The sequence below is a fragment of the Massilia sp. TSP1-1-2 genome (assembly GCF_049896185.1).
GTDB lineage: Bacteria > Pseudomonadota > Gammaproteobacteria > Burkholderiales > Burkholderiaceae_D > Telluria_A.
The window spans coordinates 133,217-151,764 of the sequence record NZ_JAFCTU010000009.1; the positions used below are offsets into that span (position 1 = coordinate 133,217).

At 59.4% G+C, this 18,548-nt stretch carries 17 protein-coding genes; 3 read left to right on the top strand and 14 right to left on the bottom strand.

The window, feature by feature from the left end:
* The 9 genes from ACP7BV_RS10220 to ACP7BV_RS10260 all read right to left on the bottom strand — a co-directional run bounded on the left by ACP7BV_RS10220 (position 1) and on the right by ACP7BV_RS10260 (position 6,141).
* Positions 1–237 carry a BolA family protein gene (locus ACP7BV_RS10220; RefSeq protein ID WP_426103703.1) on the bottom strand — a complete coding sequence of 79 codons (237 nt, stop codon included), beginning with the start codon at positions 235–237 and terminating at the stop codon, positions 1–3.
* A gap of 24 nt (positions 238–261) precedes the next feature.
* Positions 262–1,029, bottom strand: a complete 768-nt coding sequence (locus tag ACP7BV_RS10225) for an ABC transporter permease (RefSeq protein ID WP_426103704.1) — start codon at positions 1,027–1,029, stop codon at positions 262–264.
* Positions 1,026–1,943 (bottom strand): ABC transporter ATP-binding protein, encoded by a 918-nt coding sequence (locus ACP7BV_RS10230; protein ID WP_426103705.1) that lies wholly within the window; start codon positions 1,941–1,943, stop codon positions 1,026–1,028. The genes ACP7BV_RS10225 and ACP7BV_RS10230 overlap by 4 nt, the downstream gene beginning before the upstream one ends.
* 182 nt (positions 1,944–2,125) lie before the next feature.
* Complete coding sequence (locus ACP7BV_RS10235; RefSeq protein ID WP_426103706.1) at positions 2,126–2,422, bottom strand: STAS domain-containing protein; 297 nt, start codon at positions 2,420–2,422, stop codon at positions 2,126–2,128.
* A 12-nt stretch (positions 2,423–2,434) separates the two neighbouring features.
* Entirely contained in the window at positions 2,435–3,067 is a 633-nt protein-coding gene (locus ACP7BV_RS10240; protein WP_426103707.1) for an MlaC/ttg2D family ABC transporter substrate-binding protein, read from the bottom strand.
* 71 nt (positions 3,068–3,138) lie between these two features.
* Positions 3,139–4,011, bottom strand: coding sequence for an MlaA family lipoprotein (locus ACP7BV_RS10245; protein ID WP_426103708.1), 873 nt, complete (start codon positions 4,009–4,011; stop codon positions 3,139–3,141).
* A complete protein-coding gene (gene mlaD, locus ACP7BV_RS10250) occupies positions 4,008–4,487 on the bottom strand; it encodes an outer membrane lipid asymmetry maintenance protein MlaD (protein WP_426103709.1) in 480 nt (159 codons plus the stop codon). Before mlaD ends, ACP7BV_RS10245 begins: the two co-directional genes overlap by 4 nt.
* A gap of 68 nt (positions 4,488–4,555) precedes the next feature.
* A complete protein-coding gene (gene mlaE / locus ACP7BV_RS10255; protein WP_426103710.1) occupies positions 4,556–5,341 on the bottom strand; it encodes a lipid asymmetry maintenance ABC transporter permease subunit MlaE in 786 nt (261 codons plus the stop codon).
* The gene (locus tag ACP7BV_RS10260) at positions 5,338–6,141 is read right to left on the bottom strand and encodes an ABC transporter ATP-binding protein (protein WP_426103711.1); all 804 of its coding nucleotides are present in this window, start codon (positions 6,139–6,141) and stop codon (positions 5,338–5,340) included. The genes mlaE and ACP7BV_RS10260 overlap by 4 nt, the downstream gene beginning before the upstream one ends.
* A gap of 376 nt (positions 6,142–6,517) precedes the next feature.
* On the opposite strand from ACP7BV_RS10260, the gene ACP7BV_RS10265 reads away from it, so the two are divergent.
* The 3 genes from ACP7BV_RS10265 (at position 6,518) to ACP7BV_RS10275 (ending at position 9,909) form a co-directional block, all read left to right on the top strand.
* Positions 6,518–7,672 (top strand): vWA domain-containing protein, encoded by a 1,155-nt coding sequence (locus tag ACP7BV_RS10265; RefSeq protein WP_426103712.1) that lies wholly within the window; start codon positions 6,518–6,520, stop codon positions 7,670–7,672.
* 328 nt (positions 7,673–8,000) lie between these two features.
* A complete protein-coding gene (locus ACP7BV_RS10270; RefSeq protein WP_426103713.1) occupies positions 8,001–9,080 on the top strand; it encodes a type IV toxin-antitoxin system AbiEi family antitoxin in 1,080 nt (359 codons plus the stop codon).
* Positions 9,064–9,909, top strand: a complete 846-nt coding sequence (locus ACP7BV_RS10275) for a nucleotidyl transferase AbiEii/AbiGii toxin family protein (protein WP_426103714.1) — start codon at positions 9,064–9,066, stop codon at positions 9,907–9,909. Before ACP7BV_RS10270 ends, ACP7BV_RS10275 begins: the two co-directional genes overlap by 17 nt.
* Positions 9,910–9,945: 36 nt before the next feature.
* Here the strand turns inward: ACP7BV_RS10275 and ACP7BV_RS10280 are convergent, their stop codons facing one another.
* The 5 genes from ACP7BV_RS10280 to ACP7BV_RS10300 form a co-directional block, all read right to left on the bottom strand.
* A complete protein-coding gene (locus ACP7BV_RS10280; RefSeq protein ID WP_426103715.1) occupies positions 9,946–11,409 on the bottom strand; it encodes a glutamate synthase subunit beta in 1,464 nt (487 codons plus the stop codon).
* Between the two features lie 30 nt (positions 11,410–11,439).
* Positions 11,440–16,158 (bottom strand): glutamate synthase-related protein, encoded by a 4,719-nt coding sequence (locus ACP7BV_RS10285; RefSeq protein WP_426103716.1) that lies wholly within the window; start codon positions 16,156–16,158, stop codon positions 11,440–11,442.
* Positions 16,159–16,620: 462 nt separating this feature from the next.
* Positions 16,621–16,950, bottom strand: coding sequence for a hypothetical protein (locus tag ACP7BV_RS10290; protein ID WP_426103717.1), 330 nt, complete (start codon positions 16,948–16,950; stop codon positions 16,621–16,623).
* Between the two features lie 101 nt (positions 16,951–17,051).
* The gene (locus tag ACP7BV_RS10295) at positions 17,052–17,753 is read right to left on the bottom strand and encodes a transposase (RefSeq protein WP_426103765.1); all 702 of its coding nucleotides are present in this window, start codon (positions 17,751–17,753) and stop codon (positions 17,052–17,054) included.
* A 104-nt stretch (positions 17,754–17,857) separates the two neighbouring features.
* On the bottom strand, positions 17,858–18,541 hold the full coding sequence (locus tag ACP7BV_RS10300; RefSeq protein ID WP_426103718.1) for a response regulator transcription factor: 684 nt from the start codon (positions 18,539–18,541) through the stop codon (positions 17,858–17,860).
* Positions 18,542–18,548 lie beyond the last annotated feature (7 nt).

An 18,548-nucleotide genomic window follows, 5' to 3' on the forward strand; every position in this document is an offset into this window, starting at 1 on the left:
TTATCCTTGGTATTCGTCGGGGGTGAGTGTCTTCATCGACAGGGCGTGGATCTCTTCGCGCATGCGCTCGCCCAGCGCGGCGTAGACCAGCTGGTGGCGCTGGATCGGGCGCTTGCCGGCAAATGCGGGCGAGACGATCAGGGCGTTGAAGTGCTGGCCGTCGCCGTCCACTTCAAGGTGGGTGCATTCGAGGCCGGCCTGGATGTAGCCGTGAATCAGTTCGGGAGTGGTGGTCACGAGGTTTCCTTGTCTTGGCTGATGTTAGTGGCGCAGATTGTAGCCGCGCTTGAGCAGATTGATGGCGATCCCCGCGAGTAGCGCGAAGAACACCGACACGATGGCCAGGCTGGTCCACGGCGAAATGTCGGACTGGCCGAAGAACCCGTGGCGAAAACCGTCGATCATGTAGAAGAAGGGATTGAAGTGCGACACCGCCTGCCAGAACGGCGGCAGCGACTTGATCGAATAGAACACGCCCGACAAAAACGTCGCCGGCATGATCAGGAAGTTCTGAAAAGCGGCCAGCTGGTCGAATTTTTCGGCCCAGATGCCGGCGATCAGGCCCATGGTGCCCAGGATGGCCGCGCCCAGCAGCGCGAACACGATGATCCACACCGGCGCCGCAAAGCTCATGCTGGTGAACCAGATGGTGACGATGAACACGCCCAGCCCCACCGCCAGGCCGCGCACGACGGAGGCGAGCACGTAGGCGGAAATGATCTCCCAGTGCGACAGCGGCGGCAGCAAAATGAACACCAGGTTGCCGGTGATCTTGGACTGGATCAGCGAGGACGAGGAGTTGGCGAACGCATTTTGCAGCACGCTCATCATCACCAGGCCGGGAATCAGGAAGGCGGTGTAGCTCACGCCGGGCAGCATGTTGACGCGCCCCTCGAGCACATGGCCGAAGATCAGCAGGTAGAGCATGGCGGTGAGGACCGGCGCGGCCACGGTTTGCGTGGCCACCTTCCAAAAGCGCAGCGTCTCTTTGTACAGCAAGGTCTGGAAACCGACGGAGAACACACTCATACCGCCCCCTTGTCCATGATCTGCAAGAAGATGTCTTCCAGGTCCGCTTGCTGCAATTGCATTTCATCGATCACGGCGCCGCTTTGGCGCAGGCGCGCAAGAATCGGCTCGACTTCCGCGTATTCATTCACGCGCAAGCTGTATTTGTTCGCCTGCCCACTATCTTGCTCGTCGTGCGCGACCAGATGGCGCAGGTCGTCGGGCAGTTGGCCGCCCGCCAGGTGCACGATCAGCTGCGAACCGGAGATGCGGCGAATCAGCGCGCTCATGGTGTCGAGTGCCACCACGGTGCCGTTCTTGAGCATGGCCACGCGCTGGCACATGGCTTGCGCCTCTTCCAGGTAATGGGTGGTCAGGACCACGGTGTGGCCTTCGCGGTTCAGGCGCGAGATGAACTTCCACAGCGTCTGGCGCAGCTCCACGTCGACCCCGGCGGTCGGCTCGTCGAGCACGATCACGGGCGGTTTGTGCACCAGTGCCTGGGCCACCAGCACGCGCCGCTTCATGCCGCCGGACAGGGCGCGCATATTCACGTCGGCCTTGTTGGTCAGGTCCAGGTTGTCCATGACCTCGTCGATCCACTTGTCGTTGTTCTTCAGACCGAAATAGCCCGACTGCAGGCGCAGCGTTTCGCGCACCGTGAAGAAGGGATCGAACACCAGTTCCTGCGGCACCACGCCAAGCTTGCCGCGCGCGGCGCGAAAGTCGGTGATGACGTCGTGGCCATGGATCTTGACGCTGCCCGCGTCGGGCCGGATCAGGCCTGCGATAGTCGAGATGAGCGTGGTCTTGCCGGCGCCGTTGGGCCCGAGCAGTCCGAAGAATTCGCCTTCTTCAATCGTCAGGGTAACGCCGGCCAAGGCCTTGAGGGACTTGTAGCTTTTTTCGACGCTGTTAATCTGAATCGCTGTCATGCTTTAAGTAGTAGTTGTTGTATATACAGCATGCCACTGTATAAGGAGGTGCGCGACGAGGTGAGCCGTCAATTATAGGTGATATCGGGGGGTAATGAAGTGAGCCAGCAATAACAGCTCGTATAGACATGTCCCGAACCAGGCACCGTTGCGGCACATGGTTCGGTACATAAAAGGCAGGATCAATGGTGCTGCAAATTGGCGGGCGTATCCACCAGCAAGGCATCGACACCGTACAGCGCCGACAGGCTGATCAAGCTGGCCGGCAAATTAACATACGACAGCGCAACGCCCGACTTGCGGGCAGCGCGTTTCCACGCCAACAGCACCGCGACTGCGGACGAGTCGGCCGTTTTCACGGAACCGAAGTCGAACACGGTCTGGCCGCCCTTGATGGCAGCGAGACCCTGGCCCAGCGCCGCGGTGGCGTTTATGACGGTCAGGGTTTCGATGCTTTCCAGCTTGTTGGTCTGAGACATGGCTTGCCGGCTTTACTTTGGCGACTTCAGCGGCTTGTCGGCCAGCTTCTTGTTACGCTCGGCCAAGGCCTTGATCAAGCCATCGATACCGGACTTGCCAATTTCAGTGGCGAACGTACCCTTGTAGGTCTCGACCAGCCATGCGCCAAGCACATTGATGTCAAAGATTTTCCAGCCTTGCGGACCCTTGGCCAGGCGATAGTTCAGCGTCACAGGCTCGCCACGGGCAACATTGACCGACGAACGCACTTCCACTTCCTGGTCGGCCGGGTCGGCGCGCAGCGGCTTGAACTCGACGGTTTCATTCTTGATCTGCGACAGCGCGCCCGAGTACGTAAAGATCAGCAGGGTGCGGAACTCGTTGGACAGCTGCTTTTGCTGCTCAGGCGTAGCGGTGCGCCAGTGGCGGCCGGCTGCCAGCGAAGTCATGCGCTGGAAATCGACGTGCGGCAAGATCTTGCTCTCGACCAGGTCCATGACTTTCTTTTGATTGCCGGCCTGGATATCCTTGTCGTTCTTGGCCGTGTCGATGACGTCGGCGCTGATGCGCTTGACGAGCGCGTCCGGTGCTTCGGCAGGAGCGGCAATGGCGTTGGTGGCTAGCGCGACAGTGGCGACGGCGATAAGTTGTTTGATCAGTTTCATAAGCTCTTTTCTGAATAGTTGCAATTTAGGAAGGCCGCAACCCGATGAGGCGGGTTCAGTTCCCCTGTTAACTACTTGGTGACAGTTTCGGATGACACAGGCTTGCCGTTTTCCTTCGCAGCATTCTTGTCAACGCCTTTCGGTGCAACCTTGACGCCATCCTTGGGCGCTGGTTGCGGGTCTTCGTCGTCGGCGTAGGCCGCGGCGATCGCCTTGGCATCAGGCACGGCATCCGAATCTTCCTTGCGCGCTTCTTTCGCTTCGGCGCGCGAGCCTTCGCCATCGAATGCCTTACTCTTACGCTGCTGCAGATAGCCGTCACGGATAAATTCGTAGCGGTCCAAGGCAGCGCCTTCCAGAATATTACTCGCGTCCAGTAACACGGCACGCTGATCAACTACCCTGACCAGCGTACCGATGTTGCGTGCACGAGAGGATATACCATAACCCCAGGGATCCCCCGCAATGTCGAGCGGCAACGCGGCGGTATCGCGCAGCGTGGACGGCCCGAGCAGCGGCAGCATCACGTAAGGACCGGGCGGTACGCCCCAATAACCGAGGGTCTGGCCGAAGTCTTCCGTATGGCGCTGCAGGCCTGCGTCAGACGCGATATCGATCAGGCCACCCAGGCCGAAAGTGGAATTGATGATCACCCGGGTGAAGTCGGACAGGCCGCGTTCGCCCTTGCCCTGCATCAGGTTATTGGCGCTGCTCCAGACGTCGGACAGGTTGAAAAAGAAGTTGTTGACGCCCGTTTGCACGAACGACGGCAACACCTTTTTGTAAGCAGTTGCGGCCGGCTTGAGCGCGTTACGGTCGATCGCATCGTTGAACGTAAATACCGAACGATTAAACTTTTCGTACGGGTCTTTTTCGCCCATTGATGCACAACCCGTCAGGGACAGGGCCAGCGCCGCCAGGGCGCCCAGTTTAGCTAAAGTCATTTTGCGCTCTTTTCTTCTTTGCCGTCGGCGGCCTTGCTGTAGATGAACTGATTGATCAGGTCTTCCAGTACCGTGGCCGACTGGGTGCGGGAAATCTTGTCACCATTGGCCAGGTTGACCGTGTCGCCGCCCGCTTCAATACCGATGTACTGCTCACCCAACAGGCCGGCAGTGAGAATTTTCAAGGAGCTATCTTTTGGAAATTTATAGCCCGCTTCCAGTTCCAAGGTTACCAGCGCCTGGAAAGTCTTGTCATCAAACTTGATGTCGCCGACGCGCCCCACAACAACACCTGCGCTCTTGACGGGCGCCTGCGGCTTGAGGCCGCCGATGTTGTCGAACTTGCCGGTGATGGCGTAGGTATTGGCAAAGGATAGGGTGCTCATATTGCCCGCCTTGAGTGCGAGAAACAACAGTGCGGCCAGTCCCAGCAGGACAAACATTCCAACCCAGACGTCGACAGATTTACGATGCATTTTTATTTCCTAATACTTGTTATTCGGTGCGGCAGCCGCGCCGGATTCAGGTTTGTTTGATTATGTGCTTATTTGTTAAACATGATTGCGGTCATCACGAAGTCCAGACCCCAGACCATCAGCGACGCAATCACCACGGTACGCGTGGTGGCGCGCGAAACGTCTTCCGGTGTCGGCTGGGCGTGGTAACCCTGGAACAGTGCGGTAAACGTCACCGCAATGCCGAACACAAAACTCTTGACCACGCCGTTCATCACATCGGCCTGGACATCCACATTGGCTTGCATCTGCGACCAGAAGGCGCCTTCGTCCACGCCGATCAGTTGCACGCCGACCAGATAGCCGCCGAGCACGCCAACCGCGCTGAAAATCGTTGCCAGGATCGGCATGGCGATCACGCCGGCCCAGAAACGGGGCGCCAGCACGCGCTGCACAGGATTAATGGCCATCATTTCCATCGCTGACAATTGCTCGCCGGCTTTCATCAAGCCGATCTGCGCGGTCAGCGAGGTACCGGCGCGGCCGGCAAACAGCAGTGCCGTGACGACCGGACCCAATTCGCGCACCAATGCCAATGCGACCACCTGGCCAAGCTTTTGTTCCGCCCCGTAGGGCGTGAGCGTGATGTAACCCTGCAGGCCCAGCACCATGCCGACGAACAAGCCGGAGACAATGATGATAACGAGCGAGTAGTTGCCGATGAAGTGAGTCTGCTCGGAAATCAGGCCCGGACGGCGGAACGCGCCGGGCGACACGCCCAGCAGGTTCAGGAAGAAGCGGGTGGCAAAGCCCACGCTTTCCACGCCCTCGCGCAGGTAGCGGCCGATGGCGGCAATCCAGTCGAGAACGATCATGCCGGCGCTCCCAAACCCAGGTCGTCGGCCAGCGACTTGCCGGGATAGTGGAAGGGCACGGGTCCGTCGGGCTGGGCATTGACGAATTGCTTCACGTACGGGTCGTCGGAGACGCGCAGGTCAGCTGGCGTACCTTGGGCCACAATTTTTCCAGCAGACATAAAGTAGACATAATCAGCGATCGCAAAGCACTCATGCACGTCGTGCGAGACCAGGATCGAGGTGGAACCGAGCGCTTCGTTGAGGCGCTTGATCAGGTTGGCGGTGACGCCCATCGAGATCGGGTCGAGGCCGGCGAACGGTTCGTCATACATCACCAATTCCGGGTCGAGCGCGACGGCGCGGGCCACGGCCACGCGGCGCGCCATGCCGCCCGAAATCTCGGCCGGTTTGAGCATCGCGGCATTGCGCAGGCCCACGGCGTTGAGCTTCATCAGCACCAGGTCGCGAATCAGTTCGTCAGGCAGGTTGGTATGCTCGCGCAGCGGGAAGGCGACGTTTTCAAACACCGACAGGTCGGTAAACAGCGCGCCGAACTGGAACAGCATGCCCATCTTGCGGCGCAGCCGGTACAGGCCGTCGGTATCGAGTTCGTGCACGACTTCGCCGGCGACCTTGACCTCGCCTTTTTGCGGGCGGATCTGGCCGCCGATCAGGCGCAGCACCGTGGTCTTGCCGCAGCCGGAACCGCCCATCACGGCGATCACTTTCCCGCGCGGGAAGTCCATGTTCAGGTTCGACAGGATCGAACGGTCACCATAGGCAAAGTGGAGATTGCGGATTTCGACAAGATTAGGCACGGCACTGTTCATTTTTCGAGAATGCCGTATTGTAGTGCAGAAAGGTCAATCTCTGCTTGTGAGGGGGCCGTTTGTCCGGGCCGAAAAGGGTAAGAATACAACACTAATGAACAGCGGGTCAGATATTTCCGCGCGCAAGTGCTTGTTTCATTTGGGGAAATTTTAGCCATCCTCACGGAGCGCCGTGATTTTGTTGTCACCCGGGAATCTTGTGCATATAAAAACATCTGACAAAAAGTGTCGTCTGATGAGCCCTGCGGTATCGCCTCAAGGTACCTGACATAAGTTGTTACAAAGCCGCTGACCCCTTCCGTGCGCGCCCTGCGTTTCACAGGTATTGGCCCCGCATGTGCGCTGCCACCTCACGGAGAAGAAAATGAACCCCTTGCGCCACCCCGCCTTGATCGCTGCCATGATGCTGGCCGGCTTTGCCGGCATGCCCGCCCAGGCTGCCCAGCCCCATTTGTCGCAAAACGCGCCCAACGGGCAACAAGCGGCACGGCGCGCGACCATCGAACTGCTGTTTGTGCTGGACACGACCGGCTCGATGGGCGGCATGCTGGAAGGCGCGAAGGCCAGGATCTGGGGCATTGTCAACGATGTTCTGCAACAGCAAGGCAATGGCGGCGCCACCATCCGGGTGGGACTGGTGGCCTACCGCGACCGGGGCGACGCCTACGTGACGCGCATCACCCCGCTGACCGACAATCTTGACGCGGTGTATGCGCAGTTGATGCGCTTTCGCGCGCAGGGCGGCGGCGACGGGCCGGAAGATGTGCGCAGCGCCATGGCCGAGGCGGTACGGGTCGGTGGCTGGTCGGCCCCGGGGCCGCGCACATCGCAGGTCCTGTTTTTGGTGGGCGATGCGCCGCCGCACAACGATTATCGGAATCTGCCGCCCACCGATACCAGTGCGCGCAATGCGGCCACCCGGGGCATCATCGTCAATACCATCCAGTGCGGGGATGACGCCGACACGACCCGGGCCTGGCGCACTATTGCCCAGTATGGCGGCGGGGAATACTTCGCCATCGCGCAGGACGGCGGAGTCGATGTGGTGGTCACGCCTTATGACGAGCCGTTGGCCCGGCTGGGCGAGCAGATCGGCGGCACCTACATGGCGTACGGCGCCAGCGACAAGCGGGTGGCGCGCCAGTCGGCGCAGGTGGCGATGGAGACGAGCGTGGCGGCGGCCGCGCCTGCTGCCGCCAAGGCAGAGCGGGCGCTGAACAAGGCGCTCAATGACAAGGCGTATGACGACAGCGACCTGGTGCAACAGGCCGAGTCGGGCAAGCTGGCGTTGCCGCAGATCGCCGAAGCCGAGTTGCCCGATTCCCTGCGCAAGCTGGCGCCGGCGCAGCGCCAGGTCGCGCTCGACAAAGCCGTGGCGCAGCGCAAAGCGTTGCGCGAGCAAATCGTGGCGCTGTCGAAGCAGCGCGAAAAGTATCTGGCCGAACAGCGCGGGAAAGGTGGCAGCAAAGGTGGTTTCGACGCGGCGGTGTCGCATGCGCTGGCGCGCCAGATCAAATAGGCCAGCGCCGCCTGCCAGAGCCGCGGGGTCTGGCCCCGGCCGCTGATCGCCGATGTTGTGGCCCGCCCTAGGATAATGCCGAGCGGCCAATAGGGCGGCGCCTCGCGCAGTCAACGGGCGTGGCGCAAGTTGTGCCATTTAGGTTGCGAGGGCAACTGCTGCCGCAGACGTGCCGATCGGGACAATTGCGTATCGTTGGTACGGCTGGCCTCATGAGCGTTCAACTAGTTTTGTATTTCACGTTACGTGAACGAAGAATTAAGTTGAACGCCCGCGTGTTTTCGGTCACTATAGAAAAGTGTTCACGTTTCGTGAAAAGGAAATAGATATGAACAAGCGAACAAATGCCGGGTTGATGCTCGAAGCGCAGCTAATCGGCGAGGCCTTGAATAGCTTGAAAGAAACGACAGGAATTTCGAGCGAGCTGCTGGCTGGCGATGAAGACCAAGCAGGCAGCGTATCCCTGCTAGTGGCTGGAACACGACTGGACTATGTTTGCGAAGTAAGGCGCAATGTCGACAGAATCGCCATCCTGAACGATATGAAAGCGCGCTGCGCCGCCGGAAAAAAACGGCTCCTTGTCTCCAGTCTATTGACGAACGCGATGGCAACGCGATGCCGGGAACTGGACATTGAATTCATAGACACGGCTGGGAACGCCTTGATCACCAACGGCGACGGGATCCTGATCAGTATTACAGGATACAAGATCGAAAAAGGATCAACACTCACTTCCGACAAAACCATCACGCCGGCCGCCCTGCGCCTGATGTTCGCCGCCCTCGCTCAGCCATCGATATTAAACGCATCTTATCGAGAAATATCTTCGTCAGTGCGGGTTGCAACCGGTGCAATCGGAACCGCCCTGCAAACCTTGGAGGCACGCGGATTTATCGGCACCACGCCAACCGGGCGCCGCATCATCAATGCACCCGAACTGATGTTGAGCGAATGGGCGACCGGTTACATCAGCCGACTGCGTCCCAAACTGAAAAAATTCCGATTTGCGACCGCCAACCCAACTGAGGTAATGCAACAGTGGAGTCCCGAAATGCGGGTTTCGGCGTTGGGAGGCGAGCGGGCCAATATGGCGTGGGGAGGCGAGGTCGCTGCGGAAAAAATAACACAGCATCTGAACCCGTCCACGTTCACCATCTATATGGAATTTAACGATACCCGAGACCTGACAGAACTGGTCAAACGTTTCAAACTGCGCGCGGACCCGCAGGGCACAATCGAAGTCATCCAAGCTTTCTGGAATATGGACTATTTTTTCGAGAGCTTTCCCACGGTTCCGCTTCACCTGATTTATGCCGACCTTCTGGCAACGAACGATTCACGCAATCTGCTTATTGCCAGGAAAATTTATCAAGAGGTGATCAACTATATACATGGTACAGAAGACTAGGCCCCTCAATTCTGTTATCCACATTATCCTCAAGGCACTGCACGACATTGCTGCAACGCATCAAGCCAGTTACTTCCTCATCGGTGCGATGGCAAGGGATATCGTGATGACCCATGTTTTCGGCATCGAGGCCGACCGGGCCACGCGCGACGTCGACTTCGCCATTGCCCTCGAGGACTGGTCGCAATTCGACATAATCCGACAGGCATTCATTCACAGCGGCGACTTTCAATCGCTGACCGCCACAACCCACCGCCTGTATTACCGACCAGGCGCGCATCAAACTGCCTATCCGCTCGACCTTATTCCGTTCGGGAAAATAGCCAGCGCCAACACGATAGCTTGGCCGCCGGATATGGCAGTCGTCATGAACGTTACCGGCTATGCTGATGCGCTGGAGCACGCAATTAAGGTGGATGTGGGGACAGGACTGATCGTCAATGTCGTGTCGATACCTGCCTTGGCTATCCTAAAAATACTTGCATGGAATGATCGGGGCCGGGGGGACAACAAAGACGCGCAGGACCTCCTTTACTTGCTAAGGAACTACCACGCTGCCGGAAACTCCAACCGCTTATTTGACGACGCGTCGTCAATTTTGGAAAGTTGCGACTTTGCGATCGACCTCGCTGGAGCAGCGTTGCTAGGTCACGATGCGCGCTTGTTCATGGAGGAATCTACACGCCGTAGCGTTCTGGCTGTGTTGAATGATCCCGTCAAACTAGACCGTCTGACGGTCCAGATGAGCAGATCGCTGAAAATTGATATCGCTATCCCCGCCAGCTTTATTCATCAATTCCAGCGCGGAGTCAATTTGGCCCAGCCTTGATGCACCAAGCCGACGTTCTCCGCACTGTCAATCCAATCAGCGCGGCAGCACCGATGAGCCCATCAGGAATTCATCGACTGCACGGGCCGCCTGGCGGCCTTCACGAATCGCCCACACCACCAGCGATTGTCCGCGCCGCATGTCGCCCGCCACGAACACTTTCGGCACGCTGGTCTGGTAGCAGCCTACGCCGTCGGTGGTCGCCTTGGCATTGCCGCGTCCATCTTTTTCCACACCGAACGCTTCGAGCACTTGCTGCACCGGCGAAACAAAACCCATCGCCAGCAACACCAGGTCAGCCTTCATCTCGAATTCGGAATTCGGCACTTCAGTCATCTTGCCGTCTTTCCACTCAACGCGGCAGGCGATCAGCTTGTCGACCTTGCCGCCCTTGCCTTCGAAACGTTTGGTCGCCACGGCCCAGTCGCGCTCGCAGCCTTCTTCGTGCGACGAGGACGTGCGCAGCTTGGTCGGCCAGTACGGCCACACCAGCGGCTTGTTTTCTTGCTCCGGGGGCATAGGCATCAGTTCGAACTGGGCCACGGAGGCGGCGCCATGGCGGTTCGAGGTGCCCACGCAGTCAGATCCGGTATCGCCGCCGCCGATCACGACCACATGCTTGCCGCTGGCCTTCATCTGGTCCTTGACCTTGTCGCCGGCATTGACCTTGTTTTGCAGCGGCAGGAAGTCCATCGCGAAATGCACGCCCTTGAGCTCGCGCCCCGGCACGGGCAAGTCGCGCGGTTGCTCCGCGCCGCCGGCCATGATGACGGCGTCAAATTCCTTTTCCAGGTCTTCCGGGAAAATCGTTTCTTTCGCCCAGTTGTTGACGCTGGCCGGGAAGTCCTTGCCGACCAAGACGCTGGTGCGGAACACGACGCCTTCGGCTTCCATCTGTTCCACGCGGCGGTCAATGTGCAACTTTTCCATTTTAAAGTCGGGAATGCCGTAACGCAGCAGGCCGCCGATGCGGTCGCTCTTTTCAAACACCGTCACCGCGTGGCCGACGCGGGCCAATTGCTGGGCCGCTGCCATGCCGGCCGGACCGGAACCAATGATGGCCACTTTTTTGCCGGTCAGGACGGACGGCGGCTGCGGCACCACCCAGCCATGTTCCCAGCCGGTATCGATGATCTTGTGCTCGATCGACTTGATGCCGACCGGATCGTCATTGATGCCCAGCGTACAGGCCGATTCGCACGGCGCCGGGCAGATGCGGCCCGTGAACTCAGGGAAATTGTTGGTCGAGTGCAGGTTCTCCAGGGCAGCGCGGTAATTGCCGTGATAAACCAGGTCATTCCAGTCCGGGATGATGTTGTTGACCGGGCAGCCGCTGTTGCAAAACGGGATGCCGCAATCCATGCAGCGCGCCGCCTGCACCTTCGCTTGCGGGTCCGACAGGTGCAGGACAAATTCCTTGTAGTTCTTGAGGCGCGCGGCAGGCTCGAGATAGCTTTCGTCCTGACGCTTGAATTCCATGAAGCCGGTGATTTTACCCACGATGTTTTCCTTTTATTCTTTAACTTGCGCTTACGCGGCGATCTTTTCGGCAGCTTCTTCCATGCTGCTGTTGTGCATTTCTTCCAGCGCGCGCTTGTAGTCGGTCGGGAAGACTTTGACAAACTTGCCACGGCTCGCTGCCCAGTCGTCGAGCAGGTTGCGGGCGCGGGTGCTGCCGGTGTGCTTGAAATGGCGTTCGATCAGGCGTTTCAGGATTGTTTCGTCCGCTTCGCGCGCGCTCTCGCGGCTCTGGCTGTGCCATGCCGCCACGTCGCTCTGGTCCTTGCTGCTCATGACGCGCTCGAGGTTGACCATCGTGGTGTTGCATTTCTTTTCAAAGTCGCCGCTTGGATCGTAGACATACGCCACGCCGCCCGACATGCCTGCGGCAAAGTTGCGGCCCGTTGCGCCCAGCACCACGACGGTGCCGCCGGTCATGTATTCGCAACCGTGGTCGCCGCAGCCTTCGACAATGGCCGTGGCGCCCGAGTTACGCACCGCAAAACGCTCGCCGGCCACGCCGTTGAAGAAGGCTTCGCCGGAAATCGCGCCGTACAGCACGGTGTTGCCGACAATGATGTTGTCCACTGCCCAGCCCCGGAATTCCGTATTCGGACGCACGATGATGCGGCCACCCGACAAGCCCTTGCCCACGTAATCGTTGCCTTCGCCTACCAGGTCGATCGTGATGCCGGCGGCCAGGAAGGCGGCAGCCGACTGGCCTGCCGTGCCTTGCAGCTGGATGTGGATGGTGTCGTCCGGCAAACCGGCATGACCGTAACGCTTGGCCACTTCGCCCGACAGCATGGTGCCGACGGTGCGGTGAACGTTGCGCACTGGCGAGATGAACGAGACGCGCTCGCCTTTTTCCAGCGCTGCCTTGGCTTGCGCGATCAGCTTGTGATCGAGCGCCTTTTCCAGCCCGTGTTCCTGGAACTCGGTATGGAAAATCGACATGCCCGGCTGCGACTTTGGCTGGTAGAAAATGTTCGAGAAATCCAGCCCGCGTGCTTTCCAGTGCTCGATGGCTTGCGACTTGTCGAGCAGGTCGGAACGGCCGATCAGCTCGTCAAAGGTGCGGATGCCCAGTTGCGCCATCAGCTGGCGTGCTTCTTCCGCGACGAAGAAGAAATAGTTGACGACATATTCAGGCTTGCCGGCGAACTTGGCGCGCAGGATCGGGTCCTGGGTTGCCACGCCGACGGGGCAAGTGTTCAGGTGGCACTTGCGCATCATGATGCAACCTTCCACCACCAGCGGCGCGGTGGCGAAACCGATCTCGTCAGCGCCCAGCATGGCGGCGATGACCACGTCGCGGCCGGTTTTCATCTGGCCATCGGCCTGCACGCGGATACGGCTGCGCAAACCATTGAGCACCAGCGTCTGCTGCGTTTCGGCCAGGCCCAGTTCCCACGGCGTACCGGCATGCTTGACCGACGACAGCGGCGAAGCGCCCGTACCGCCATCATGGCCGGCCACGACCACGTGGTCCGCTTTCGCCTTGGTCACGCCGGCAGCGACGGTACCGATGCCCACTTCCGAGACCAGCTTGACCGAGATCGAGGCGCGCGGATTGGCGTTTTTCAGGTCGTGGATCAGCTGCGCCAGATCTTCGATCGAATAGATGTCATGGTGCGGCGGCGGCGAAATGAGTCCCACGCCCGGCACCGAAAAGCGCAGGCTGGCAATGTATTCCGACACCTTATGGCCTGGCAACTGACCGCCTTCGCCAGGCTTTGCGCCCTGCGCCATCTTGATCTGGATCTGGTCGGCCGAGTTCAAGTACTCGGCCGTGACGCCGAAGCGTCCTGACGCGACTTGCTTGATGCGCGAACGCAGCGAGTCGCCGTCTTTTAACGGGATGTCGACCACGACGTTCTGCGCGCCGATAACGGACGACATTGTCTCCCCCTGCTTGATCGGAATGCCCTTCAGTTCCATCGCGTAGCGTGCCGGGTCTTCGCCGCCTTCACCGGTGTTCGACTTGCCGCCGATGCGGTTCATGGCAATGGCCAGCGTGGCGTGCGCTTCGGTCGAGATCGAGCCGAGCGACATGGCGCCGGTGGCGAACCGCTTGACAATGTCCTTGGCCGATTCCACTTCATCGAGCGGGATCGCCTTGGCCGGGTCGAGCTTGAATTCGAACAGGCCGCGCAGCGTCAGGTGACGGCGGCTTTGGTCGTTGATGATTTGCGCGTATTCCTTGTAGCTGGAAAAATTGTTGCTGCGGGTCGAATGCTGCAGCTTTGCAATCGCGTCTGGCGTCCACATGTGTTCTTCGCCGCGCACGCGGAAGGCGTACTCGCCGCCCGCGTCGAGCGCGTCGAGCAGGACCGGATCGTTGCCAAAGGCCAGCGTGTGCAGGCGCAAGGCTTCCTCAGCCACTTCAAACACGCCAATGCCTTCGACATTCGACGCCGTGCCCTTGAAGTACTTGTCGACCAGCGACTTGTTCAAGCCGATGACTTCAAAAATCTGCGCGCCGCAATACGACATGTAGGTCGAAATGCCCATCTTGGACATGACCTTCATCAAGCCCTTGCCGACCGCCTTGGTGTAGTTGTAGATCGCCGTTTCCGGCGACAGGTCGCCATGCATGCCTTGCGCCATTTCGGCCAGCGTTTCCATGGCCAGGTAGGGGTGCACGGCTTCCGCGCCATACCCTGCCAGCAAGGCAAAATGGTGGGTTTCACGGGCCGAACCGGTCTCCACGACCAGGCCGGTGGAGGCGCGCAAGCCGCGCGCGACCAGGTGCTGGTGAATGGTCGAGGTTGCCAGCAGCGCGGGAATGGCGACCTGGTCGGCAGCCACATTGCGGTCCGACACGATCAGGATGTTATGGCCGGAACGCACCGCATCGACCGCTTCGGCGCACAGCGACGCGAGCGAGGCTTCAATGCCTTCCTTGCCCCAGGCGACCGGATAGCAGATGTTCAACTCATATGACTTGAACTTGCTGCCGGTATGCGCGCTGATGTTGCGCAGGCGCGCCATGTCGTCAAAGCCGAGCACCGGCTGCGACACTTCCAGGCGCATCGGTGGATTGACGTTGTTGGTGTCGAGCAGGTTCGGCTTCGGTCCAATGAACGAGACGAGCGACATGACCATCGCTTCGCGGATCGGGTCGATCGGCGGGTTGGTCACTTGCGCGAACAATTGCTTGAAGTAGTTGTAGAGCGGCTTGAGCTTGTTGGACATGACGGCCAGCGGCGAGTCGTTGCCCATCGAGCCGGTGGCTTCTTCGCCCAGCAATGCCATGGGCGCCATCAGGAACTTCAAGTCTTCCTGGGTGTAGCCGAACGCTTGCTGGCGGTCGAGCACCGAGGTCAGCGGCTTTTCGCCCTGTGCCGGCGCCGCATCCTTGGCGCGGTTGTGGCCCAGCTGGCTTTCGCTCAGCTTGATTTCATTGAGCTTGATGCGTACCGAGTTGATCCATGCCTTGTAGGGCTTGGCGTTCGAATAGGTGTCTTTGAGCTCTTTATCGTCGATGATGCGGCCAGCTTCCAGGTCGATCAAGAACATCTTACCCGGCTGCAAACGCCACTTCTGGATGATTTTCGATTCGGGAATCGGCAGCACGCCCGACTCCGACGCCATCACGACCAGATCGTCGTCCGTGACGATGTAACGCGCCGGACGCAGGCCATTGCGGTCCAGCGTGCCGCCGATGTGGCGCCCGTCGGTGAAGGCCATCGCGGCCGGGCCGTCCCATGGTTCCATCATCGCGGCGTGGTATTCATAGAAAGCGCGGCGGTTATCGTCCATCATCGTGTGGTTTTCCCACGCTTCCGGAATCATCATCATCATCGCTTGGGCGATCGGGTAGCCGGCCATGATCAGCAGTTCGAGCGCGTTGTCGAAGCAGGCGGTGTCGGACTGGCCTTCGTAGATCAGCGGGAACAGCTTTTGCAGGTCTTCGCCCAGCACGGCCGACTTCATCACGCCTTCGCGCGCGCGCATCCAGTTGAAGTTGCCCTTGACGGTGTTGATTTCGCCGTTGTGGGCGATCAGGCGGTACGGGTGGGCCAGCGGCCATTCCGGGAACGTATTGGTCGAGAAACGCTGGTGCACCAGCGCCAGCGCCGAGATGCAGCGTGGATCTTGCAGGTCCTTGTAATAGACGCCCACCTGGTCGGCGAGCAGCAAGCCCTTGTAGACAATGGTGCGGGCCGACATCGATGGCACGAAGAATTCTTTGCCGTGCAGCAGTTTGAGTGCCTGGATGGCGTGGCCGGACGACTTGCGGATCACATACAGTTTGCGCTCGAGCGCGTCGGTGACCATGATGTCCGGGCCGCGACCGATGAAGATCTGGCGAATCACCGGTTCCTTGGCGCGCACGGTGGGCGACATCGGCATGGCGTCGTCGATCGGCACGTTGCGCCAGCCGAGAACGACCTGGCCTTCGATGCGCACGGCGCGTTCAATTTCCTGCTCGCAAGCGATGCGGGACGCGTTTTCCTTCGGCAGAAAGACCATGCCGACGCCATATTCGCCCGGGGGCGGCAATTCCACGCCCTGCTTGGCCATTTCGTCGCGGTAGTACTGGTCGGGGATTTGGATCAGGATGCCGGCGCCATCGCCCATCAGCTTGTCTGCGCCGACGGCACCCCGGTGATCCAGGTTTTTCAGGATCAGCAAGCCTTGTTCGATAATGGAGTGGCTCTTGTTGCCCTTGATATGGGCGATGAAACCGACGCCGCAGGCATCGTGTTCATTGGACGGGTCGTACAAACCTTGAGCAATCATGCGTTTTCTCCACAGCTTTTTAAGTCGAAGGCCAAGGTTAGTGCAATGCAGCAGAAATCTCAAGTGAATTAATTAGGGTCGGAGTCGAATAAAACTTATTTTGCGTTCCTTGAATTTTAATTAGGGACATAGTCGACCGGACCGCTTATCCGGCGCTGTGATGCCTAATTCTTGCCCTTACGTGCTTCAGAGGTGATGATTTTTGGTAACGGCAAATGCGGGACGGGAGTTTCCGCATGGCATTTTGTTCCATGCTACAGCGCAAACACCGACTGGCGCGGCCTTCAACATGGACGTGTTTGGCCCCGCACTGGCCAAGAACGTCCAATTCAACTGGAGTGGGATGACAGGGAAGTGTTTTACACCGCGCGCGCGACCGAGGACGAAATTCGCGAGCTCCTGCGCTTTTCTGATGAATTGAGGAAAAGAAGAACGGAAAATACCAACAACCGGGGCCGCCTGTCAGCGATGACTGTTCATGTTCCAGCCCGACAGCAGTATCGTAAAGAGGCTCAAAGCGATTAGCGCGGCTGTGGCGCCCAGGAGCAGGATGCCGACAACGAGATAAGCTATCGATGCCGGATTGCGTAGTTCCGCATCCCGCAAAGCGGGAATCGCCACAGCAACAATAGCCAACGAACTGCCCAGTATCAGCACGTGCAAAGGCCGCTCCAGATCAATCGACGTGAACCAGCCATTGCCCAGCACAAAGGCTAGCAACGCTCCCCAAATGGCTGCCATCACGGCGTTAATTTTCATGCAGTAGGAAGGGGAAGCTTGCTGAGTCGTCATATTAGCCGCGTGTGAGGGACGCGAAGGCGACGTCCGGAGCGCACAGTGCCTTACAAGATTGCCTAAACGGCAAGATTATTCTTTCATTCCCCGGCTGCGTATTACGGCGCGGCCGGTTTGACTTTGAACGGCCTGCCGCGCTTCGCCGGCAACACCTGGCGCTTGGCACGCTGTTGCAATTCTGTCTTGAAGGCATCCGACCCCAAGGGCCATCCCCTCAGGACAGCGGCATCCACAATGGCCATTTCCTTTTCACTGAGCAGAGGCCGGCTCAACTCCCGATACGCCGCTTCCCTCTGGAAAGGCGTATTCCCCAGCGCCCAATACAGCGCATGATCAGTAATCACCGGATCCGGCTGCACTCCCGCGTGATGGGGATAGCTTGACCACTGATACTCGAGTGGATCCGATACCACCTGCGAGCGCAGCGGATTGGACTCGATATACCTGCTGCACACCATAAAATACTTCTCCGAATCGATCAGCGAGGTTTTGAACCTGCCTTTGAACAGCCCACCGCTGCGGCCATATTTGGAGTTGTACCAAGGAACGTAGTACCGACCAAGCCGCTGCATCATCTGCGCAAGGCCTTCCACCGTTCCCGGCGAGGCCAGCAGGTGCAGGTGGTCCGGCATCAGCACATAAGCGTGGATGGCTACCTTGAATTCCTTTGCGCTCTCGCGCAGCCATCGGAGGAAGCGCTGGAAATCCTCGGCCTCGCGAAAAATCAGCTGGCCGTCATTTGCCGACTGAATGATGTGATGGGGATGGTTTGGCAAAACAAGGCGGGGCAGGCGGGCCATGGCGAAATAAAAAGGGTCAGGGAAGAAGGATTCTAACCAACCCTTCATGTCCTGTCCCTAATTAATTCCCTGAAGCGTCAGATCCGGGCTGAACCTGTCCCTGCTTACGCCAATGTGAACCCTGCAGACAGGCTATAGCCCTCGCCGTACGCGCTGCGCAGCGGCAAATCCTGGCCCAGTCCACTGCGCGCCTTCTTGCGCAGCCTGTAGACCAGCATGTCAACCCGGCGGCTGGCATCCGGATCTTCCCCACCCATGCCGGCCACGATCACCTGGCGCGGCACTGGCCGGGTGTTGATGGTGAGCAGATGCAGGAAGTTGCACTCTTTTTCCGTCAGATCAATCACCGAATCCATCAGTTGCAGTTGGCGCGCGCTGATTTTCAGCGTCCACTTGGATGGTTGCGGCGTGCTCGGCTCAGGCGGCCGCACGCGGCGGTCGAGCGCCTCGATGTGGGCGGCCAGCTCCGGGAACTTGATCGGCTTGGTCAGGTAATGGTCGGCGCCCAGGCGCAAACCCAGGATACGGTTATCGAACGCAACCCGCCCGGTCAGCACCAGCAGCCCGATTTCGGGATACAGCTGGCGCATGCGGGGGATGACGTTGAAGCCATCCTCGTCCGGCAAGCCCAGGTCCAGCACGACCACGGCAGCGGGCGTTTTGGTCAGCGCGGCCCACATTTCGCCGGCGGTAGTGGCAATCGATACATCATGGTGAAGTTCAGTGAGAAACTCCGCCATATCTCCGGCGTAGTCGCCGTTGTCTTCAACAATCAGGATTTGCGTCATGGGTTGG

Bases quoted from the DNA above. Each gene is read 5' to 3' on its own strand.
- mlaD (WP_426103709.1), bottom strand. From the start codon at position 4,487: ATGCATCGTAAATCTGTCGACGTCTGGGTTGGAATGTTTGTCCTGCTG.
- ACP7BV_RS10270 (WP_426103713.1), top strand. From the start codon at position 8,001: ATGAACAAGCGAACAAATGCCGGGTTGATGCTCGAAGCGCAGCTAATC.
- ACP7BV_RS10275 (WP_426103714.1), top strand. From the start codon at position 9,064: ATGGTACAGAAGACTAGGCCCCTCAATTCTGTTATCCACATTATCCTC.
- ACP7BV_RS10225 (WP_426103704.1), bottom strand. From the start codon at position 1,029: ATGAGTGTGTTCTCCGTCGGTTTCCAGACCTTGCTGTACAAAGAGACG.
- ACP7BV_RS10285 (WP_426103716.1), bottom strand. From the start codon at position 16,158: ATGATTGCTCAAGGTTTGTACGACCCGTCCAATGAACACGATGCCTGC.
- ACP7BV_RS10240 (WP_426103707.1), bottom strand. From the start codon at position 3,067: ATGAAACTGATCAAACAACTTATCGCCGTCGCCACTGTCGCGCTAGCC.
- ACP7BV_RS10300 (WP_426103718.1), bottom strand. From the start codon at position 18,541: ATGACGCAAATCCTGATTGTTGAAGACAACGGCGACTACGCCGGAGAT.
- ACP7BV_RS10290 (WP_426103717.1), bottom strand. From the start codon at position 16,950: ATGACGACTCAGCAAGCTTCCCCTTCCTACTGCATGAAAATTAACGCC.
- ACP7BV_RS10265 (WP_426103712.1), top strand. From the start codon at position 6,518: ATGAACCCCTTGCGCCACCCCGCCTTGATCGCTGCCATGATGCTGGCC.
- mlaE (WP_426103710.1), bottom strand. From the start codon at position 5,341: ATGATCGTTCTCGACTGGATTGCCGCCATCGGCCGCTACCTGCGCGAG.
- ACP7BV_RS10235 (WP_426103706.1), bottom strand. From the start codon at position 2,422: ATGTCTCAGACCAACAAGCTGGAAAGCATCGAAACCCTGACCGTCATA.
- ACP7BV_RS10230 (WP_426103705.1), bottom strand. From the start codon at position 1,943: ATGACAGCGATTCAGATTAACAGCGTCGAAAAAAGCTACAAGTCCCTC.
- ACP7BV_RS10245 (WP_426103708.1), bottom strand. From the start codon at position 4,011: ATGACTTTAGCTAAACTGGGCGCCCTGGCGGCGCTGGCCCTGTCCCTG.
- ACP7BV_RS10295 (WP_426103765.1), bottom strand. From the start codon at position 17,753: ATGGCCCGCCTGCCCCGCCTTGTTTTGCCAAACCATCCCCATCACATC.